Origin of the sequence: Acinetobacter sp. AG1 (genome assembly GCF_001005525.1) — a bacterium.
In the GTDB taxonomy this organism is placed as follows: domain Bacteria; phylum Pseudomonadota; class Gammaproteobacteria; order Pseudomonadales; family Moraxellaceae; genus Acinetobacter; species Acinetobacter modestus.
On record NZ_LBMZ01000113.1, the window covers coordinates 15,872 to 30,170 of the forward strand.

Consider the following 14,299-nt stretch of genomic DNA (forward strand, 5'->3'; position numbering starts at 1 on the left):
CTTTTAATAACCGAAAAACATTTGTTAACGTTTAACCGCAACTTTTTCTTTATCGCGTTGACGTACAACTTTTTCAACTTTCTCACGTGCACGTTGGCGTTTTAATGGCGATAAATAGTCTACAAAAAGCTTGCCATTTAAGTGATCCATTTCATGTTGGATACAAACAGCGAGAAGTTCGTCAGCTTCTATTTCAAATGCTTGACCTTCAAGGTTAATTGCCTCGATTTTTACACGTGACGGACGCTCAACTTTATCGTATATTTGAGGCACAGAGAGACAGCCTTCTTCGTACGGCTGTGTCTCTACGGTCAGTGGAGTGACTTTGGGGTTAATGAACACCATCGGTTGGTTTTTCTCTTCAGAGATGTCCATAACAATAAGCTGAATATGATGATCAACCTGAGTTGCCGCTAAACCTATACCCGGTGCCTCGTACATGGTTTCAAACATATCTGCTGCAAGCTGACGAATATCATCAGTGACTTCTTCGACTGGCTTAGCAATGGTACGAAGACGGGGATCAGGAAAACTTAAAATAGGTAATAAGGCCATACCGTTCCTCATTTATGCCATTGATCAGAAAACCAACTGAAGGGAATGCTTGATCAAAAAATTGTGTGTAAAGTCGTTATTATAACGCAACTACACACATAATTTTTAGGAATTATGATAATGAAAAAGGTTTTAAACGGCATACCATCATTTCATGCCTTGGGGTTAAAAAAACAACTGATTGCTGCTGCAATTTGTGCAGGATTAGGCATGAGCATAAACCTTACTCATGCAGCAAGCCCTAACGCAAACCCACCATCCGTAAAAGCGGGTGCACCACATGTCTATGTGGTGAAAAAAGGGGATACGCTTTGGGATATTTCAGGCAAATTTTTAAGCAAGCCTTGGCGCTGGCCTGAAATTTGGGCAAGCAATAAACATGTCAAGAATCCACATTGGATTTACCCTGGTGATCGCTTGCTACTTTGTAGTTTGAACGGTAAACCACTGATTGGTAAAGATGAAGGTGATGGTTGTGACGGTATCATTCGTCGTTACTCTGGCAATACTTCTACTTTACGTCCAAAAGTTCGTATTGAAGCTTTGAACAATAGCGTCCCTGTTATTCCATTAGCTGATATTCAACAATGGTTAGAACGAACTTCTGTACTTCCAGCGAGTGCGATTAGCAATACACCTTATGTCTTGGGTACAGCGGATAATCGTGTACTTGCAGGCAAAGGCCAGAGCATTTATGTACGTGGTCAAGGTATCGAAAATGGTCAACGTTATGGCGTATACCGTGAAGGTGAACCATATATCGTGCTTGATGAAAAAGGGAAGAAACAAAATCTAGGTGTTGAGCTCACGCAAGTCGCTTCTGGTGTTGCGATTACCAATGAAAATGACATTACAACCTTTGAATTAACAGATAGTTATAATGGTGAAGTACGTCGTGGTGATCGTATTATGCTTGAACAAGATGCCATGTTACCTACTTTATTCTACCCAACTGAACCAAATCAGGTGAAAGATGGCGGTAAAGTCATCCGTGTCATGGGGTCTATAGGTACAGCTGCGAAAAATGGTGTAGTCACTGTTGACCGTGGTACAGCAGATGGCATTGAAATCGGACAAGTTTTTAGTACGTACCAAGATGGTGAAACTGTTCGTGATCCAAAGACCAAAGAAAGTATAAAATTACCAGGTCAATACGTTGGTAGTATTATGATTTTCAAAAGTTTTGATCGCATCAGCTACGGCTATGTTTTAGAGAGTGAGTTACCAATTAAAATTGGTTCAAATATCAAGCCGCCTCGTCTTGATAACTAAACGCTAATTAGAAATGTTGAATCAGTTACTACCCCATCATTATCATACTGTGTTGGTGTGGTATCTGGTTCAACACTCGCTTTCTAGTTTTCAAAAAATTCAAAACTATTTCGGTAGTTGTACGGAAGCCGTCCAAACACATCGACTTTCTGAATGGCAACAGCTCGGTTTACACAAAAATCATTTAAAACGTCTAGAAGAATTCCAAACCTCACATGGTAAAAAGCAATTTGACCACATGGTTCAATTGATTTGTAAGCATACTGATTTTATTTTAACCCCTGAAGATATCGACTACCCTACTCAACTTTTACCTTATTCTGATCATCCTCCTATTTTATTTGGTCAAGGTCAGCCACAAGCACTATTGCAGCCCCAGATTGCTATGGTTGGAAGTCGAAAACCGAGCCCTCATGGGCGACAAGTTGCTTATGATTTTGCGTATTATTTAAGTGAAAAAGGTTTTTATATTAGCAGCGGTTTAGCCCACGGAATTGATGAAGCGGCTCATCGTGGTGGTTTAGCCCATCATCGGACAATCGCGGTGACTGGAACAGGTTTAGACACAGTTTATCCAGCGCAAAATAGCAAACTAGCCCAAGAAATTATTCAAACAGGTGCTCTTGTAACTGAGTTCCTTCCGACTACACCACCTTTACAGCAGCATTTTCCACGTCGTAATCGCATCGTTAGTGGTTTAAGTCTTGGTGTTTTGGTTGTAGAAGCCGCTCTGAAAAGTGGTTCACTGATCACAGCAAATGAAGCAGCTAATCAAGGGAAAATGGTATTTGCCATTCCTGGACATATTTACAGTGAGTATCATCAAGGCTGTCATCAATTAATTCGTGAAGGTGCAACTTTAGTTGATCATCCAGAACAAATTATTGAAGATCTAGCCTTACCTACTCAATGGCAAGTACAACAACAAATTCCAGAAGAATCTATAACCATCACACCAAGCTTACCAACGCATTTGATTGCTCTTTATCAAAGTCTCGACTGGGTTGGACAAGACTTGGATGAACTTGCTCAACGTCATCCAATTCCGATCGCAGAACTCACAGCTCAATTGATGGAATTAGAATTACTCGGTTTCTGTATACAACAGGGTGGTCGCTATTTACGTTGTCGCCCAATTCATTAAAATAACCCTATCTTTGTCGCTAAACATAATCCCATGATTACCTCATCAATTTCGGAAGCAGCACAGCTTTTGAAGCAAGGACAAGTTCTTGCTTATCCAACAGAAGCTGTTTGGGGCTTAGGCTGCGATCCATTCAATCAACAAGCTTTTCAAAACATTCTTGAGCTAAAACATCGCCCAATTGAAAAAGGAGTCATTTTATTAGCAGGTCACTTAGGGCAAGTTGAGCATTTGTTACAAAGCTTAGCTCCAAAGATACGTAAGCAAGTGATTGATAGTTGGACGGATCGTGTAGCAACTGAAAGAGCTACTACGTGGTTACTCCCCGCTGATGAGCACATTCCTATTTGGATTAAAGGTCAACATCCATTGGTTGCTGTACGTGTAACCACGCATCCTTTGTGCATCGAACTCTGTAATGCTTTTGACGGCTTTATTGTATCGACCAGTGCTAATCCCGCTGGACTAAACCCAGCACAGAATTTAGAACAAGCTCAAGGTTATTTTGGTCCATCCCTGAATTATTTAGAGGGTGATTTAGGGCTTAGCCAAGAACCTAGTCGAATTCTCAACGCTTTAACAGGTGAAGTAATTCGCGCTTAATTATGTAAATAGTGAATAAAAAAAAGCTCAGTTATATAGGGATAACTGAGCATAAAAAGGATGTGTATAATCACATCCAGAGGGTCTGCAAATTGGTTGAGTATATTCATCGTTAAAAATGAATCTAGCTACTCTGAAAGCTATTATGGATCAATCATTTGATTTATACAAATATATTATTTATCTAACAAAAAATGTGAAAAGCGTACCATTTTTGTCAGTTTTAAAATTTCAATAAAATTATATTTCTATTTTTATTGAATTTTTTTTTGATCACAAACTTGATAAATATCTAAAATATATTTGAAAATCATATAGAAAGAATTTTCATTAAATAAAAATTTTGATATGTTTGTCGCTATTTCAAACAATTTTATACCATCATTTCATATTTAAGTGGAGCTTTCAATCAATTCTACAGGTGCTTTTGCCGTTTTCTTTTGCGCTAAAATGATACCGACCAAAATCGTCACACCGCCTAAGGTATGGTAGATCGTCCAATGCTCAGATAGCCATACACTTGCAATAATTGCAGTAAATACAGGCATCAAATTCATAAAAATACTAGTACGGTTTGGACCAATGGTTTGTACAGCAATCATCCATAATAAAGGTGCGATCAACGATGGAAAAATGCCGGCATACAATACACTTGCTGCATTATCTACATTAATTGCATCTAAGCCCAACCAAAGTAGAAATGGAAGATGATATAGCAACGCAAAAGCGATTTGGATATAGAGACTGGTCATCAATGGAAGTTGTACTTGCCATTTTTTTAGAAAGACGCCATAAAATGCATAAAAGCCTACAGCCAAGACCATGACAGCATCTCCCCAATGTCCTCCTTGGTCAAATAAGCGAGAGAAATGCCCTTGGCTCATCACATAAACTAGGCCGAAAAATGATAAGAAACTACCAAAAATCGCAAATCGATTTGGCTTATCTTTTAAAATAATATAGGAAATAAAAATGGTAAAAACTGGAACAAAGGCATTTACAATACCCATATTTGTTGCAGTGGTATAATGTGCTGCTGTATAAGAAAGCCCTTGATATAACACCATTCCAAAAGCACTAAGAACTGCTAATTTAGGAATATATGGGCGAATCAAAGCTCGCTGTTTCCATACTTTAGGCAACATAAATGGTGTCAAAATGAGAAAGGCAACAAACCAACGATAAAAACTAATACTGACGGGTGAAATATAGTCCGCAACATAACGAGTCACTGCAATATTTAACGACCAAATTAAGACTGCTATCAATGGCAGTACAAATGCCCATTTTTGGTATCTACTTAACTGAGTCATCAGCCATCTCACAATATTTCTGGATTAGGAATATTCTGAAAGATGTCTAAAATAATTGAAATATCGTATTTCAGACATTTATATCGCGGTTAGGACATTAGAACTCAAACAACTCCCAGCTACGCATCGCATGTTCTACTACTTTATGAAGTTGTTTAACAGTAGCACCATCACGTGCTTGAATGGTCAGCCCTTGTAATAACGTTGTATAGAAATCTGCTATTTCTTGAAGTGGCGCAGTTCTGTTAATATCTCCATTTTCAACACCTTGTTGTAAACGTTCCAACATTTTTTGCTTAGTTTTTAACCTTTTTTCAAGAATATTATGCTGTACCACCTGAGCATTATCCGAACAGTTCATCGTTGCAACCACTAACATACAACCTGCTGGTTTATTGGGTTGTGCTAAACGCTGTACATTTTCATAAAGAAAGAGCTCAAATGCGACTTTAGCTGTTTTTGCTTCTAAAAATATTGCCTCAATCGGACATGCCTCATGCGCCAGATAATAGTCAATACACTGATAAAAAAGCCCCGTTTTATCGCCAAAACTACTGTACAAACTCGGTGCGGTCAGTTGTAAAGCATGTGTTAAATCACTGATTGAAGTTGCTTCATAACCATGTTCCCAAAACAGTAACATCGCCTTTTCTAAAGCTTGTTGCTCATTAAAACATTTAGGGCGACCACGCTTTTTTTTTGCATTGTCATCGCATGGAATGGCGATGGACTCATGGGTATTTTTCATAAATGCCGCAGATATTTTCATAACGATCACTATTAAATTAATTGACGCATCGTTTTTTATCAACTATTTTATTTAATAACGATCGTTATAAAAAACTAAATACTATTTAAAGTTTATTGTTATCCTTATAACAATAAAGGGAATTTCTTATGCAAAACCCTAACTCTCCCAAAATATATCCCAGTACATCAACAGAAACTCAAGGCAGTTGGTATGCCATTTTAGCTGTTGCAATTGGTGCATTTGCTCTCGTCACCAGTGAGTTCTTACCTGTGGGGGTACTCAATAGTGTTGCAACTGACTTGCATATTTCTGTTGGTACGGCTGGCTTAATCATTACTTTACCCGGAATCATGGCCGCATTTGCTGCACCTCTGCTGCCTATTTTTGTTAAACAACTTGATCGACGCTATGTTTTAATCTTTCTCACCGCAATCATGGTGGTTGCCAATACGATTACTGCATTTGCAGATAGCTTTAATCTACTCTTAGTGAGCCGTTTGGTGCTCGGAATTGCGATTGGTGGCTTTTGGGCAACAGCAATTGCCCTAAGTGGCAAGCTTGCGCCTGCAAAACTTCCTATTGCCAAAGCAACGGCGGTGGTCATGGCAGGTGTAACATTTGCAACGGTATTAGGTGTACCTATCGGCACTTGGCTCAGTGAGTTTTATGGTTGGCGTAGCGCATTTGGCATTACTGCAGCAATTGGCTTGATTGTGTTGTTATTACAAATCATCTTCTTGCCAAAGTTAACTCCCGACGCTGCCATTCATTTACGTGATCTACCGGCTTTACTCAGAATTCCGAAAGCACGTAGTGGCATGTTGATCGTACTTTTAATTGGTCTTGCCCATTTTTGTGCTTATAGTTATCTAGCACCTTTTTTCAAAAATATCGCCGGATTTGATGGCACAACCATCAGCTCATTACTACTGCTATATGGCATTGCAGGTATTTTCGGGAACGCTTTTGCAGGCTACAGTGGTAACTTAAATGTTCGCTACACACTCGCCTTTGTCGGCATCTGTTTCGCAATCGTATTCTTTGGTTTCCCCCTCTTTGCAATTCACGAATTTGGTGCGATTGTATTAACTGCACTATGGGGCTTTGCTTTTGGCGCATTTCCAACTTCAGCAAATATTTGGATGTTTGTTCACGCACCGAATGCTGTCGAGAAAGGTATGCCGCTATTTGTGTGCATGTTCCAAGTTATGATTGCTATTGGGTCATTATTAGGGGGATATGTAGTTGATCACTTCAATGAAAATATCTTAATTTATGGTGTGATCAGCTTTGTTGTCTTAGCATTAATCAGTATTTTCACCTTAGCAAAAGGTTTGAACAATCCTAAAGTCACTTGTGAAAATTAAATGAGAACCCCGAATGAAGTATGATGAGACTGAAAAATTCTCTTTTTTAAATGGTATCGAAGTACATGAATTTCTTTATCAGAAAGATGATGTTGTCAGTCCACACTCTTCTCTTTGGGGTGATTTTAATTTTAGTTTAAATGGTACTTTAGAGTTCGATATTGAGGGCAAATATTATTTATCTCCGCCTAGCTATGGATTATGGTTACCGCCACACACTGAGCATCAATCGCTCCCTGTTGAACATGAAATTCATTATATCTGCATTCGATTACATCCCAAATTTGGAAGATTTCTAGGAGACGTTTGTCGTTGTTTTAGTATTGAACCTTTTTTCCGTGCGTTGGTTATTCAAATTTTAGAACAACAAAAGAGTAAGACTTCTCCTGAATATCTCGAGCATCTACTGCAAGTTTTATTTGACCAATTGAAGCAAGCGCCAGCACATTCTCACTATTTGCCTCAAAGCAATCACCCAGTTTTAGCACCGATCTTAGAAAAACTTGCGGATCCTGAACAATTCAATATTAGCCTACAACAAGTGTTGTATAACTTTACGGTCAGTGAGCGCCATGTGTTACGGCTGAGCCAACAAGAATTGCAACTCTCTCTGTCAGAATGGCGCAATCGAGCCAAAATTATTTTTGCAATCAATCAAATTCGTCAAGGCATGACCATTAAACAATTGGCATATACTTTAGGTTATCACCATAGCTCTAGCTTTATTGAATTCTTCAAACGCTATACAGGACAGACCCCTATTCAACTCAAAAATGCCTCGATATAAATGCAAGATGTGCTTTTGCTCATAATTTGTATAGATTCATATCAAGAGGATTGCACTCTACTAAATTAGCAGTTAAAACAAACAAGTCTTGTCACAACAACAAATTAGGACGTATTCCATGAGCCAGTCGGTTTATCACATTCCAGTTAAAGATATTAAAGGTCAAGACGTTGATCTTGATCAATATCAAGGTAAAGTTCTACTGATTGTTAACGTAGCCTCAAAATGTGGCTTAACACCACAGTACGAAGGCCTAGAAAAACTTTATCAAGCGAAAAAAGATCAGGGCTTAGAAATTTTAGGCTTCCCAGCAAATAATTTCTTAGAGCAAGAACCAGGGACAAATGATGAAATCGAACAATTCTGTTCACTCAACTATGACGTCCACTTCCCTTTATTTGCAAAAATCTCTGTTGCAGGTGAAGATAAACATCCTTTATATCAAACACTCACACAAGCAATTCCTGAACGCCTTGGTGAAGGACCTTGGTGGAAAGACCTCGTTGATTATGGCTTAACACCAAATAATCCACCTGAAATACTTTGGAATTTTGAAAAATTCTTAGTCAATAAAAATGGGGAAATCGTAGCGCGTTTTGCACCTGACATTACCGCAGATGATGAGCGTATCGTGACTGCAATTGAAGCTGAATTAGCAAAATAGATTTTATAAGTCTATAGAAAAGAATAGCTTATCTATTCTTTTCTATTTTAAATATTAAATCCAATTTCTATAGATTTCATCTCGCAAAAATGTTGGTGAATTGCAACAATCACTTTTTTCTTCATTTTTTATCATTATAGTGCTCGCTTCTCATAAGCTAGTATCTTTTTGCCATGATGGAAAATTTATCTATCAAAGCCACTCTCTCAACCATAACACTTTTGATAGCATCATTTTTACTTACAGCTTGCGATCAGACTCCACCAGAAAATAGCTATTTAGAAAAAAATAGTGAATTCGAGCAACCATCAGCGCGAGATGGAGAAAAAGAGATGATGGGTAAGGCCACAATTTCAGAAGAAGAAAATTTAAGTAATGGCAATATGCTGAATATTGCTCGAGATATCGCAAAATTACAGTTCGAAACAGATGATTATGTGACTTTATTAAAGCAATCACAGAATAGCCTTGAGCAAGCAATTCAAGATAAAAACACCCGTCAATTACAACATGCTGCGGGCGATTTAAAACAAGAACTGCATGGCCTGCATGATACTTTACTGTCTCTTAATTTAAAAAGTCATGAAGTTAATCAAATCCGTCAGAGCCTACTTTCCGCAAATCAACAGTTATTGACGATGCCACTGTTACATGGTCAAACAGATCTTAGTAAAATTGACTTTGCTAAAATTGAAAAACAATTCAATACTATTCAAATGGATATGGTAAAAATTTCTAGCCTAGTACTTAATAACAATACTGTATCAAACAATACAACGGCCTAACCCCAAATCTGTTTTTTAAATGAAGGTTGAGTTATATCAGCATATTTTGGATAGCGCGGTTCTGAATTACATCATTCTGATCCTGTTGCGGCAACTGCTCGCGGTGCATGCCATACTGAGTCATCTGTTTATACTTTTCGAGCTCAGCATTTATCAAACTGACCCGTTGTTTTAATTCGACTGACATAAACTGATTGGATTGCGCTAATGCAACCCAACCTGCTTGTACTCTGCGCTTGGGATTTTCATCTGCTAATTGTTTTTGCATCCAAATATGTAATTGGTATGCACGTTGATGCGCTTCAAATTTATAAGCAAACAACGTCGTAGAAATCACTGCTTCAGAAATCCGCCCCATCAATTTCATTTCAATCTGTCGCAGTTGATAAGCATATATATCAACGCGATATTTTAATAAATACTGATTAAACCACTCAGCAAAATCAATCAATAAATCCATAAGTTGATTTCGTTGCATCAATAATTGTTGTTTTTGTTGTAAAGGTTTACGTCTTTCAATTTTTTGTACTCGCCAAGTCCGATATACCGCCAGACTTCCCACTACAAAAGCGCCAATTGAGCCCGTTACAACACCACCAATTGCAGCACCAATTGCTAAACTATTTTTCATCATTGACTGAGGCTGTGAATAAGGACGGATTTGTTTTCCTTGTATGGAATTAAAATTACGATATACCGCAAACCCAGTGTTCATGAGTGGAATAGGTAAATAACCATCCACGCCAACTGGATAGTTCAAGCTTACTTGTGCCGTTCGTTGTACCGCTTCAAAACTGAGTGCTAAGTCTGCAAAAATTGAAGAATACTTTTCCTGCAAATGTGCTAATTCAATATTCACGATAATGGCGATATGTGGATATTGCTGCGCAAATTGTTCAATCGCACCAACATCTAAACTACACTTCACCTGCATTGGTGTTCCATCAACAATCAAATCGAAACCAGATAAATGTGAATGTTCAGCAAATTCAATCGTATGGCCTTGTTGACTTAAATTATAAGCCACTTGTTGTTTTGCTAAATAGGAAGACAAATGCTTTAAAGCTGCATCGTGATCATAATCAGGAGCTGGAATTTGTTTTAAATTATAAAATGTATCTACATCGTTCTCTGATGCAGCAACTAAAGCATCTAGAATCAATGGATTAATCTGTAGATAATTCCAAATAAAACCAAGCGTATAATTTGCAGTATTGATACCACTAACAATTTTTAAATCCCGATTTGTTAAAATTGTCTTTAAAGCGGTATTGGCAGATTTATGACGATCAAGATTAACGATAATTTCTTGATTACTTAGAAGCTTAGGTGCATCTTCAATGATATTTTTAGAATAAGGAAGAATAAACTCATCGGTAATTAACCAATCATTGAAAGAATTCCCAGCTTGTTTTAAACGCTTCTGCAAACCAAAAAATGGCGTTGCGTGCATCGAATCAGATTGCATAGACTCAGGCAATATCAATGAAACAGCCCATTGGGTAAAGTGCTCGTGTTTACTTTGTTGCTGTATCTGATCTACGTCCCCTAAGTATTGTAATGCTTCAATGGCATCACTATTTTTCAGTTGGCTAGATGAATGATTTCGATTTAATAAACAATAAATAAAATCATAGCGGACTTCTTCCAATTGCACCGCTTGTTGTTTGAATACTTTCTGATAGATCTCAATTGCAGAAGACCAATCTTCTAAAGCTTGATAAGACTTTGCCAGCACAAGTTGAATGTCAATTTGATGATATTGCTCGTGTAATTGTTTTAAAATATTAAGTTTCTGAGGGCTTTCTTTGCATTTTTCTAAATGAATCGCTATATCATGCAAATCTTCTTGATTAAACGATTGATCTGCATACTGCAAACGAAATGCTAGGCACTGTTCAAACCATGCAAAACGATGAGCATGTTGCTTATATTTAGGAATAAAAGTACGAATAATTAGCTCGATCAAGCGTAATGAACATACTATCTCATCAGTTGTATGATGCTGAAAATGCCATATTTTAGGCAGAGTCAGCTGAAGCAAGTGGGAATAAAAGCCTGCTGTTAATTCTGGCTGAGCTAATGTAACAAGCTTCAGTTGATCTCTAACTGATAAATGATGCCCTTGTTGCTCAATGCGATCTAAACGCAACTTTAAGACATTGCTTGCTAACATACTTTTCCTAATCAAATTTTTATAAGTGCTATTGATTGAATAAAAATTTAGATCAAAGATTTATCTACTGCTCTAAAGTCTCATCTTATTATGTTTTTAGCAAATAAAAAAGCCACCTTTCGGTGGCTTTCTCAATCTTAAATCTGCAATTACATTGCGCGATTCTTGATTTTACGGATGGTTTCAAGCTGAGCCGCAGTTTCTGCAAGCGCAGCAAGAGCAGCAGCCGAGTCCAAATCACTCTTTTGATTTGCTAACAATTGTTCAGCTTGTTTACGAGCTTCCATAATTGCAGCTTCATCTAAGTTGTCAGCACGGATTGCAGTATCTGCAAGCACCGTAACAACATGAGGTTGAACTTCTAACACACCGCCTGATACATACACGATTTCTTCTGTACCATTTTCCAACTGAACACGGATCGGTCCCGGTTGGAGTAAAGTTACAAGTGGCGCATGCCCTGGTAAAATACCTAGCTCACCACCCGCACCTTTTGCGATTAACATCGTAACTTGTCCAGAGTAAATAGACTCTTTAACACTTACGACATCACATTGCATAGTCGCCATGAGATGATCTCCTTAAATTAGAGTTTCTCAGCTTTAGCAATCACTTCGTCAATACCACCAACCATATAGAACGCTTGTTCTGGGATGTGATCGTATTCACCAGCTAATAGACCTTTAAAGCCACGAATCGTTTCTTTAAGTGGTACTAATTTACCAGGAGCACCAGTAAACACTTCAGCTACGTGGAATGGTTGAGAGAAGAAACGTTGGATTTTACGCGCACGGTAAACAACCAATTTATCTTCTTCTGCTAACTCATCCATACCCAAGATTGCGATGATGTCTTTAAGCTCTTTATAACGTTGCAATACGTTCTGTACAGAACGTGCAATTTCATAATGCTCAGTACCAACAACCAATGGGTCTAACTGACGTGAAGTTGAGTCCAGTGGATCGATCGCTGGGTAAATACCAGAAGATGCGATGTCACGACTCAATACTACTGTTGCATCTAAGTGAGCAAACGTTGTTGCAGGTGATGGGTCAGTCAAGTCATCCGCAGGTACGTATACAGCTTGGATCGATGTGATCGAACCAGATTTAGTAGACGTAATACGCTCTTGAAGAACACCCATTTCTTCTGCAAGTGTCGGTTGGTAACCTACCGCAGATGGCATACGACCTAACAATGCTGATACTTCAGTACCCGCAAGTGTATAACGGTAGATGTTGTCGACGAATAATAATACGTCACGACCTTTACCATTTTCGTCTTTTTCATCACGGAAGTATTCAGCCATAGTCAAACCAGTTAACGCTACGCGTAAACGGTTACCTGGTGGCTCGTTCATTTGACCGTAGACCATTGCTACTTTGTCAAGAACGTTAGAATCTTTCATTTCGTGATAGAAGTCGTTACCTTCACGAGTACGCTCACCAACACCAGCAAACACAGATAAACCTGAGTGTGCTTTCGCGATGTTGTTGATCAACTCCATCATGTTAACGGTTTTACCAACACCCGCACCACCGAATAAACCAACTTTACCACCTTTTGCAAACGGGCAAAGTAAGTCGATGACTTTAATACCAGTTTCTAAAAGATCAGTAGAAGCTGCTTGTTCAGCATAAGAAGGCGCTTGACGGTGAATTGGCAAACGCGCTTCAGTCGCTACAGGACCTGCTTCATCAATAGGGCGACCTAAAACGTCCATAATACGACCAAGCGTAGCTGGGCCAACTGGAACAGAAATCGGTGCATTTGTACTGGTTACATTAAGACCACGTTTAAGACCTTCTGTAGAACCCATTGCGATGGTACGAACAACACCATCGCCAAGCTGTTGCTGAACTTCTAATGTAGTTTCAGTACCGTCAACTTGGAGAGCGTCATAGATCTTAGGAACGCTATTGCGCTCAAACTCGACGTCGATAACCGCGCCGATGATCTGAATGATACGACCGCTACTCATTGCTGTCTCCTCAATTCAAACTTAATAATGTTAAACGGCAGCGGCACCGCCAACGATCTCGGAAATTTCCTGAGTAATCGCGGCTTGACGCAGCTTGTTGTAAATGAGTTGTAGGTCTTTAATCAATTGTCCTGCGTTGTCCGTCGCTGCTTTCATCGCGACCATACGAGCAGATTGCTCACATGCAACGTTTTCAATCACACCTTGATAAACCATAGACTCGATATAGCGAACCAACAAACCATTTAACAATTCTTCTGCTTCTGGTTCGTAGATATAGTCCCAACCATAAGTACGGTTGAGATCATCGCCTGCTTGCGCTGGTGCTAAAGGAACAAGTTGTTCTACTTTAGGCTGTTGAGTCATTGCATTGACGAAACCATTTGAAACGAGGTAGATACGATCTAATTCGCCTTTATCAAATGCATCAAGCATAACTTGTACAGAGCCAGTTAACTGTTCCAAACTCGGCGCATCGCCAAGTTGGGTCGTTGCACCAAGCACTTTACCGCCGTAATTCTTAAAAAACGAAACCGCTTTTTGACCAATCAAAGCAAATTCAACTTCAATTGACTGCTGTTGTTGTGCTTTGACATGCTGCACAACTTTCTTGAACAAGTTAATGTTCAAGCCACCCGCCAAGCCACGATCTGAAGACACTACGATATAGCCAACACGCTTAACTGGGCGGTCAACCATATAACGGTGTTTGTATTCAGGGTTTGCTTGAACTAAGTGAGCAATTACACGGCGCATATTATCGGCATACGGACGGCCCTGAGCCATGCGCTCTTGCGCACGACGCATTTTAGAAGCAGCTACCATTTGCATCGCGCGAGTAATCTTTTGCGTGCTCTTGATACTAGCTACTTTGGCGCGAATTTCTTTTAAATTTGCCATA

General features: G+C 38.9%; 14 protein-coding genes. 7 read left to right on the top strand and 7 right to left on the bottom strand.

The window, feature by feature from the left end:
- Positions 1–24 precede the first annotated feature (24 nt).
- On the bottom strand, positions 25–555 hold the full coding sequence (def, locus tag AAV96_RS10310) for a peptide deformylase (RefSeq protein WP_004665178.1): 531 nt from the start codon (positions 553–555) through the stop codon (positions 25–27).
- Positions 556–675: 120 nt separating this feature from the next.
- On the opposite strand from def, the gene AAV96_RS10315 reads away from it, so the two are divergent.
- From AAV96_RS10315 to AAV96_RS10325, 3 genes are read left to right on the top strand one after another with little or no spacing between them, the layout of a single operon-like run.
- Entirely contained in the window at positions 676–1,827 is a 1,152-nt protein-coding gene (locus tag AAV96_RS10315; RefSeq protein WP_046739252.1) for a LysM peptidoglycan-binding domain-containing protein, read from the top strand.
- Positions 1,828–1,840: 13 nt separating this feature from the next.
- Positions 1,841–2,971, top strand: coding sequence for a DNA-processing protein DprA (dprA, locus tag AAV96_RS10320; RefSeq protein ID WP_046739253.1), 1,131 nt, complete (start codon positions 1,841–1,843; stop codon positions 2,969–2,971).
- 33 nt (positions 2,972–3,004) lie between these two features.
- Positions 3,005–3,574 (top strand): Sua5/YciO/YrdC/YwlC family protein, encoded by a 570-nt coding sequence (locus tag AAV96_RS10325; RefSeq protein WP_046739254.1) that lies wholly within the window; start codon positions 3,005–3,007, stop codon positions 3,572–3,574.
- Positions 3,575–3,966: 392 nt separating this feature from the next.
- On the opposite strand, the gene AAV96_RS10330 is transcribed toward AAV96_RS10325, so the two are convergent.
- Both AAV96_RS10330 and AAV96_RS10335 read right to left on the bottom strand, forming a co-directional pair.
- Positions 3,967–4,887 carry a DMT family transporter gene (locus AAV96_RS10330; RefSeq protein WP_046739255.1) on the bottom strand — a complete coding sequence of 307 codons (921 nt, stop codon included), beginning with the start codon at positions 4,885–4,887 and terminating at the stop codon, positions 3,967–3,969.
- Positions 4,888–4,984: 97 nt separating this feature from the next.
- Positions 4,985–5,656, bottom strand: a complete 672-nt coding sequence (locus tag AAV96_RS10335; RefSeq protein WP_046739256.1) for a TetR/AcrR family transcriptional regulator — start codon at positions 5,654–5,656, stop codon at positions 4,985–4,987.
- Between the two features lie 128 nt (positions 5,657–5,784).
- Between AAV96_RS10335 and AAV96_RS10340 the strand changes: the two genes are divergently transcribed.
- From AAV96_RS10340 to AAV96_RS10355, 4 genes are all read left to right on the top strand, one after another.
- The gene (locus tag AAV96_RS10340; RefSeq protein WP_046739257.1) at positions 5,785–7,005 is read left to right on the top strand and encodes an MFS transporter; all 1,221 of its coding nucleotides are present in this window, start codon (positions 5,785–5,787) and stop codon (positions 7,003–7,005) included.
- 13 nt (positions 7,006–7,018) lie between these two features.
- Positions 7,019–7,792 carry a helix-turn-helix domain-containing protein gene (locus AAV96_RS10345; protein ID WP_046739258.1) on the top strand — a complete coding sequence of 258 codons (774 nt, stop codon included), beginning with the start codon at positions 7,019–7,021 and terminating at the stop codon, positions 7,790–7,792.
- A gap of 118 nt (positions 7,793–7,910) precedes the next feature.
- Complete coding sequence (locus AAV96_RS10350) at positions 7,911–8,456, top strand: glutathione peroxidase (protein ID WP_046739259.1); 546 nt, start codon at positions 7,911–7,913, stop codon at positions 8,454–8,456.
- A gap of 173 nt (positions 8,457–8,629) precedes the next feature.
- Positions 8,630–9,241, top strand: coding sequence for a hypothetical protein (locus tag AAV96_RS10355; RefSeq protein ID WP_046739260.1), 612 nt, complete (start codon positions 8,630–8,632; stop codon positions 9,239–9,241).
- 31 nt (positions 9,242–9,272) lie between these two features.
- On the opposite strand, the gene AAV96_RS10360 is transcribed toward AAV96_RS10355, so the two are convergent.
- The 4 genes from AAV96_RS10360 to atpG form a co-directional block, all read right to left on the bottom strand.
- Complete coding sequence (locus tag AAV96_RS10360; RefSeq protein WP_046739261.1) at positions 9,273–11,417, bottom strand: hypothetical protein; 2,145 nt, start codon at positions 11,415–11,417, stop codon at positions 9,273–9,275.
- A gap of 149 nt (positions 11,418–11,566) precedes the next feature.
- A complete protein-coding gene (locus AAV96_RS10365) occupies positions 11,567–11,986 on the bottom strand; it encodes a F0F1 ATP synthase subunit epsilon (protein WP_004665198.1) in 420 nt (139 codons plus the stop codon).
- A 17-nt stretch (positions 11,987–12,003) separates the two neighbouring features.
- A complete protein-coding gene (atpD, locus tag AAV96_RS10370; protein ID WP_004665200.1) occupies positions 12,004–13,398 on the bottom strand; it encodes a F0F1 ATP synthase subunit beta in 1,395 nt (464 codons plus the stop codon).
- A gap of 30 nt (positions 13,399–13,428) precedes the next feature.
- Positions 13,429–14,298: a F0F1 ATP synthase subunit gamma gene (gene atpG, locus AAV96_RS10375; protein WP_004665202.1), complete on the bottom strand. Its 870-nt coding sequence runs from the start codon at positions 14,296–14,298 to the stop codon at positions 13,429–13,431.
- Position 14,299 lies beyond the last annotated feature (1 nt).

Excerpts from the sequence above, each read along its gene's own strand:
- AAV96_RS10325 (WP_046739254.1), top strand. The coding sequence starts at position 3,005 with ATGATTACCTCATCAATTTCGGAAGCAGCACAGCTTTTGAAGCAAGGA.
- AAV96_RS10340 (WP_046739257.1), top strand. The coding sequence starts at position 5,785 with ATGCAAAACCCTAACTCTCCCAAAATATATCCCAGTACATCAACAGAA.
- dprA (WP_046739253.1), top strand. The coding sequence starts at position 1,841 with ATGTTGAATCAGTTACTACCCCATCATTATCATACTGTGTTGGTGTGG.
- AAV96_RS10360 (WP_046739261.1), bottom strand. The coding sequence starts at position 11,417 with ATGTTAGCAAGCAATGTCTTAAAGTTGCGTTTAGATCGCATTGAGCAA.
- def (WP_004665178.1), bottom strand. The coding sequence starts at position 555 with ATGGCCTTATTACCTATTTTAAGTTTTCCTGATCCCCGTCTTCGTACC.
- AAV96_RS10315 (WP_046739252.1), top strand. The coding sequence starts at position 676 with ATGAAAAAGGTTTTAAACGGCATACCATCATTTCATGCCTTGGGGTTA.
- AAV96_RS10355 (WP_046739260.1), top strand. The coding sequence starts at position 8,630 with ATGATGGAAAATTTATCTATCAAAGCCACTCTCTCAACCATAACACTT.
- AAV96_RS10365 (WP_004665198.1), bottom strand. The coding sequence starts at position 11,986 with ATGGCGACTATGCAATGTGATGTCGTAAGTGTTAAAGAGTCTATTTAC.
- atpG (WP_004665202.1), bottom strand. The coding sequence starts at position 14,298 with ATGGCAAATTTAAAAGAAATTCGCGCCAAAGTAGCTAGTATCAAGAGC.
- AAV96_RS10330 (WP_046739255.1), bottom strand. The coding sequence starts at position 4,887 with ATGACTCAGTTAAGTAGATACCAAAAATGGGCATTTGTACTGCCATTG.
- atpD (WP_004665200.1), bottom strand. The coding sequence starts at position 13,398 with ATGAGTAGCGGTCGTATCATTCAGATCATCGGCGCGGTTATCGACGTC.
- AAV96_RS10350 (WP_046739259.1), top strand. The coding sequence starts at position 7,911 with ATGAGCCAGTCGGTTTATCACATTCCAGTTAAAGATATTAAAGGTCAA.
- AAV96_RS10345 (WP_046739258.1), top strand. The coding sequence starts at position 7,019 with ATGAAGTATGATGAGACTGAAAAATTCTCTTTTTTAAATGGTATCGAA.
- AAV96_RS10335 (WP_046739256.1), bottom strand. The coding sequence starts at position 5,656 with ATGAAAATATCTGCGGCATTTATGAAAAATACCCATGAGTCCATCGCC.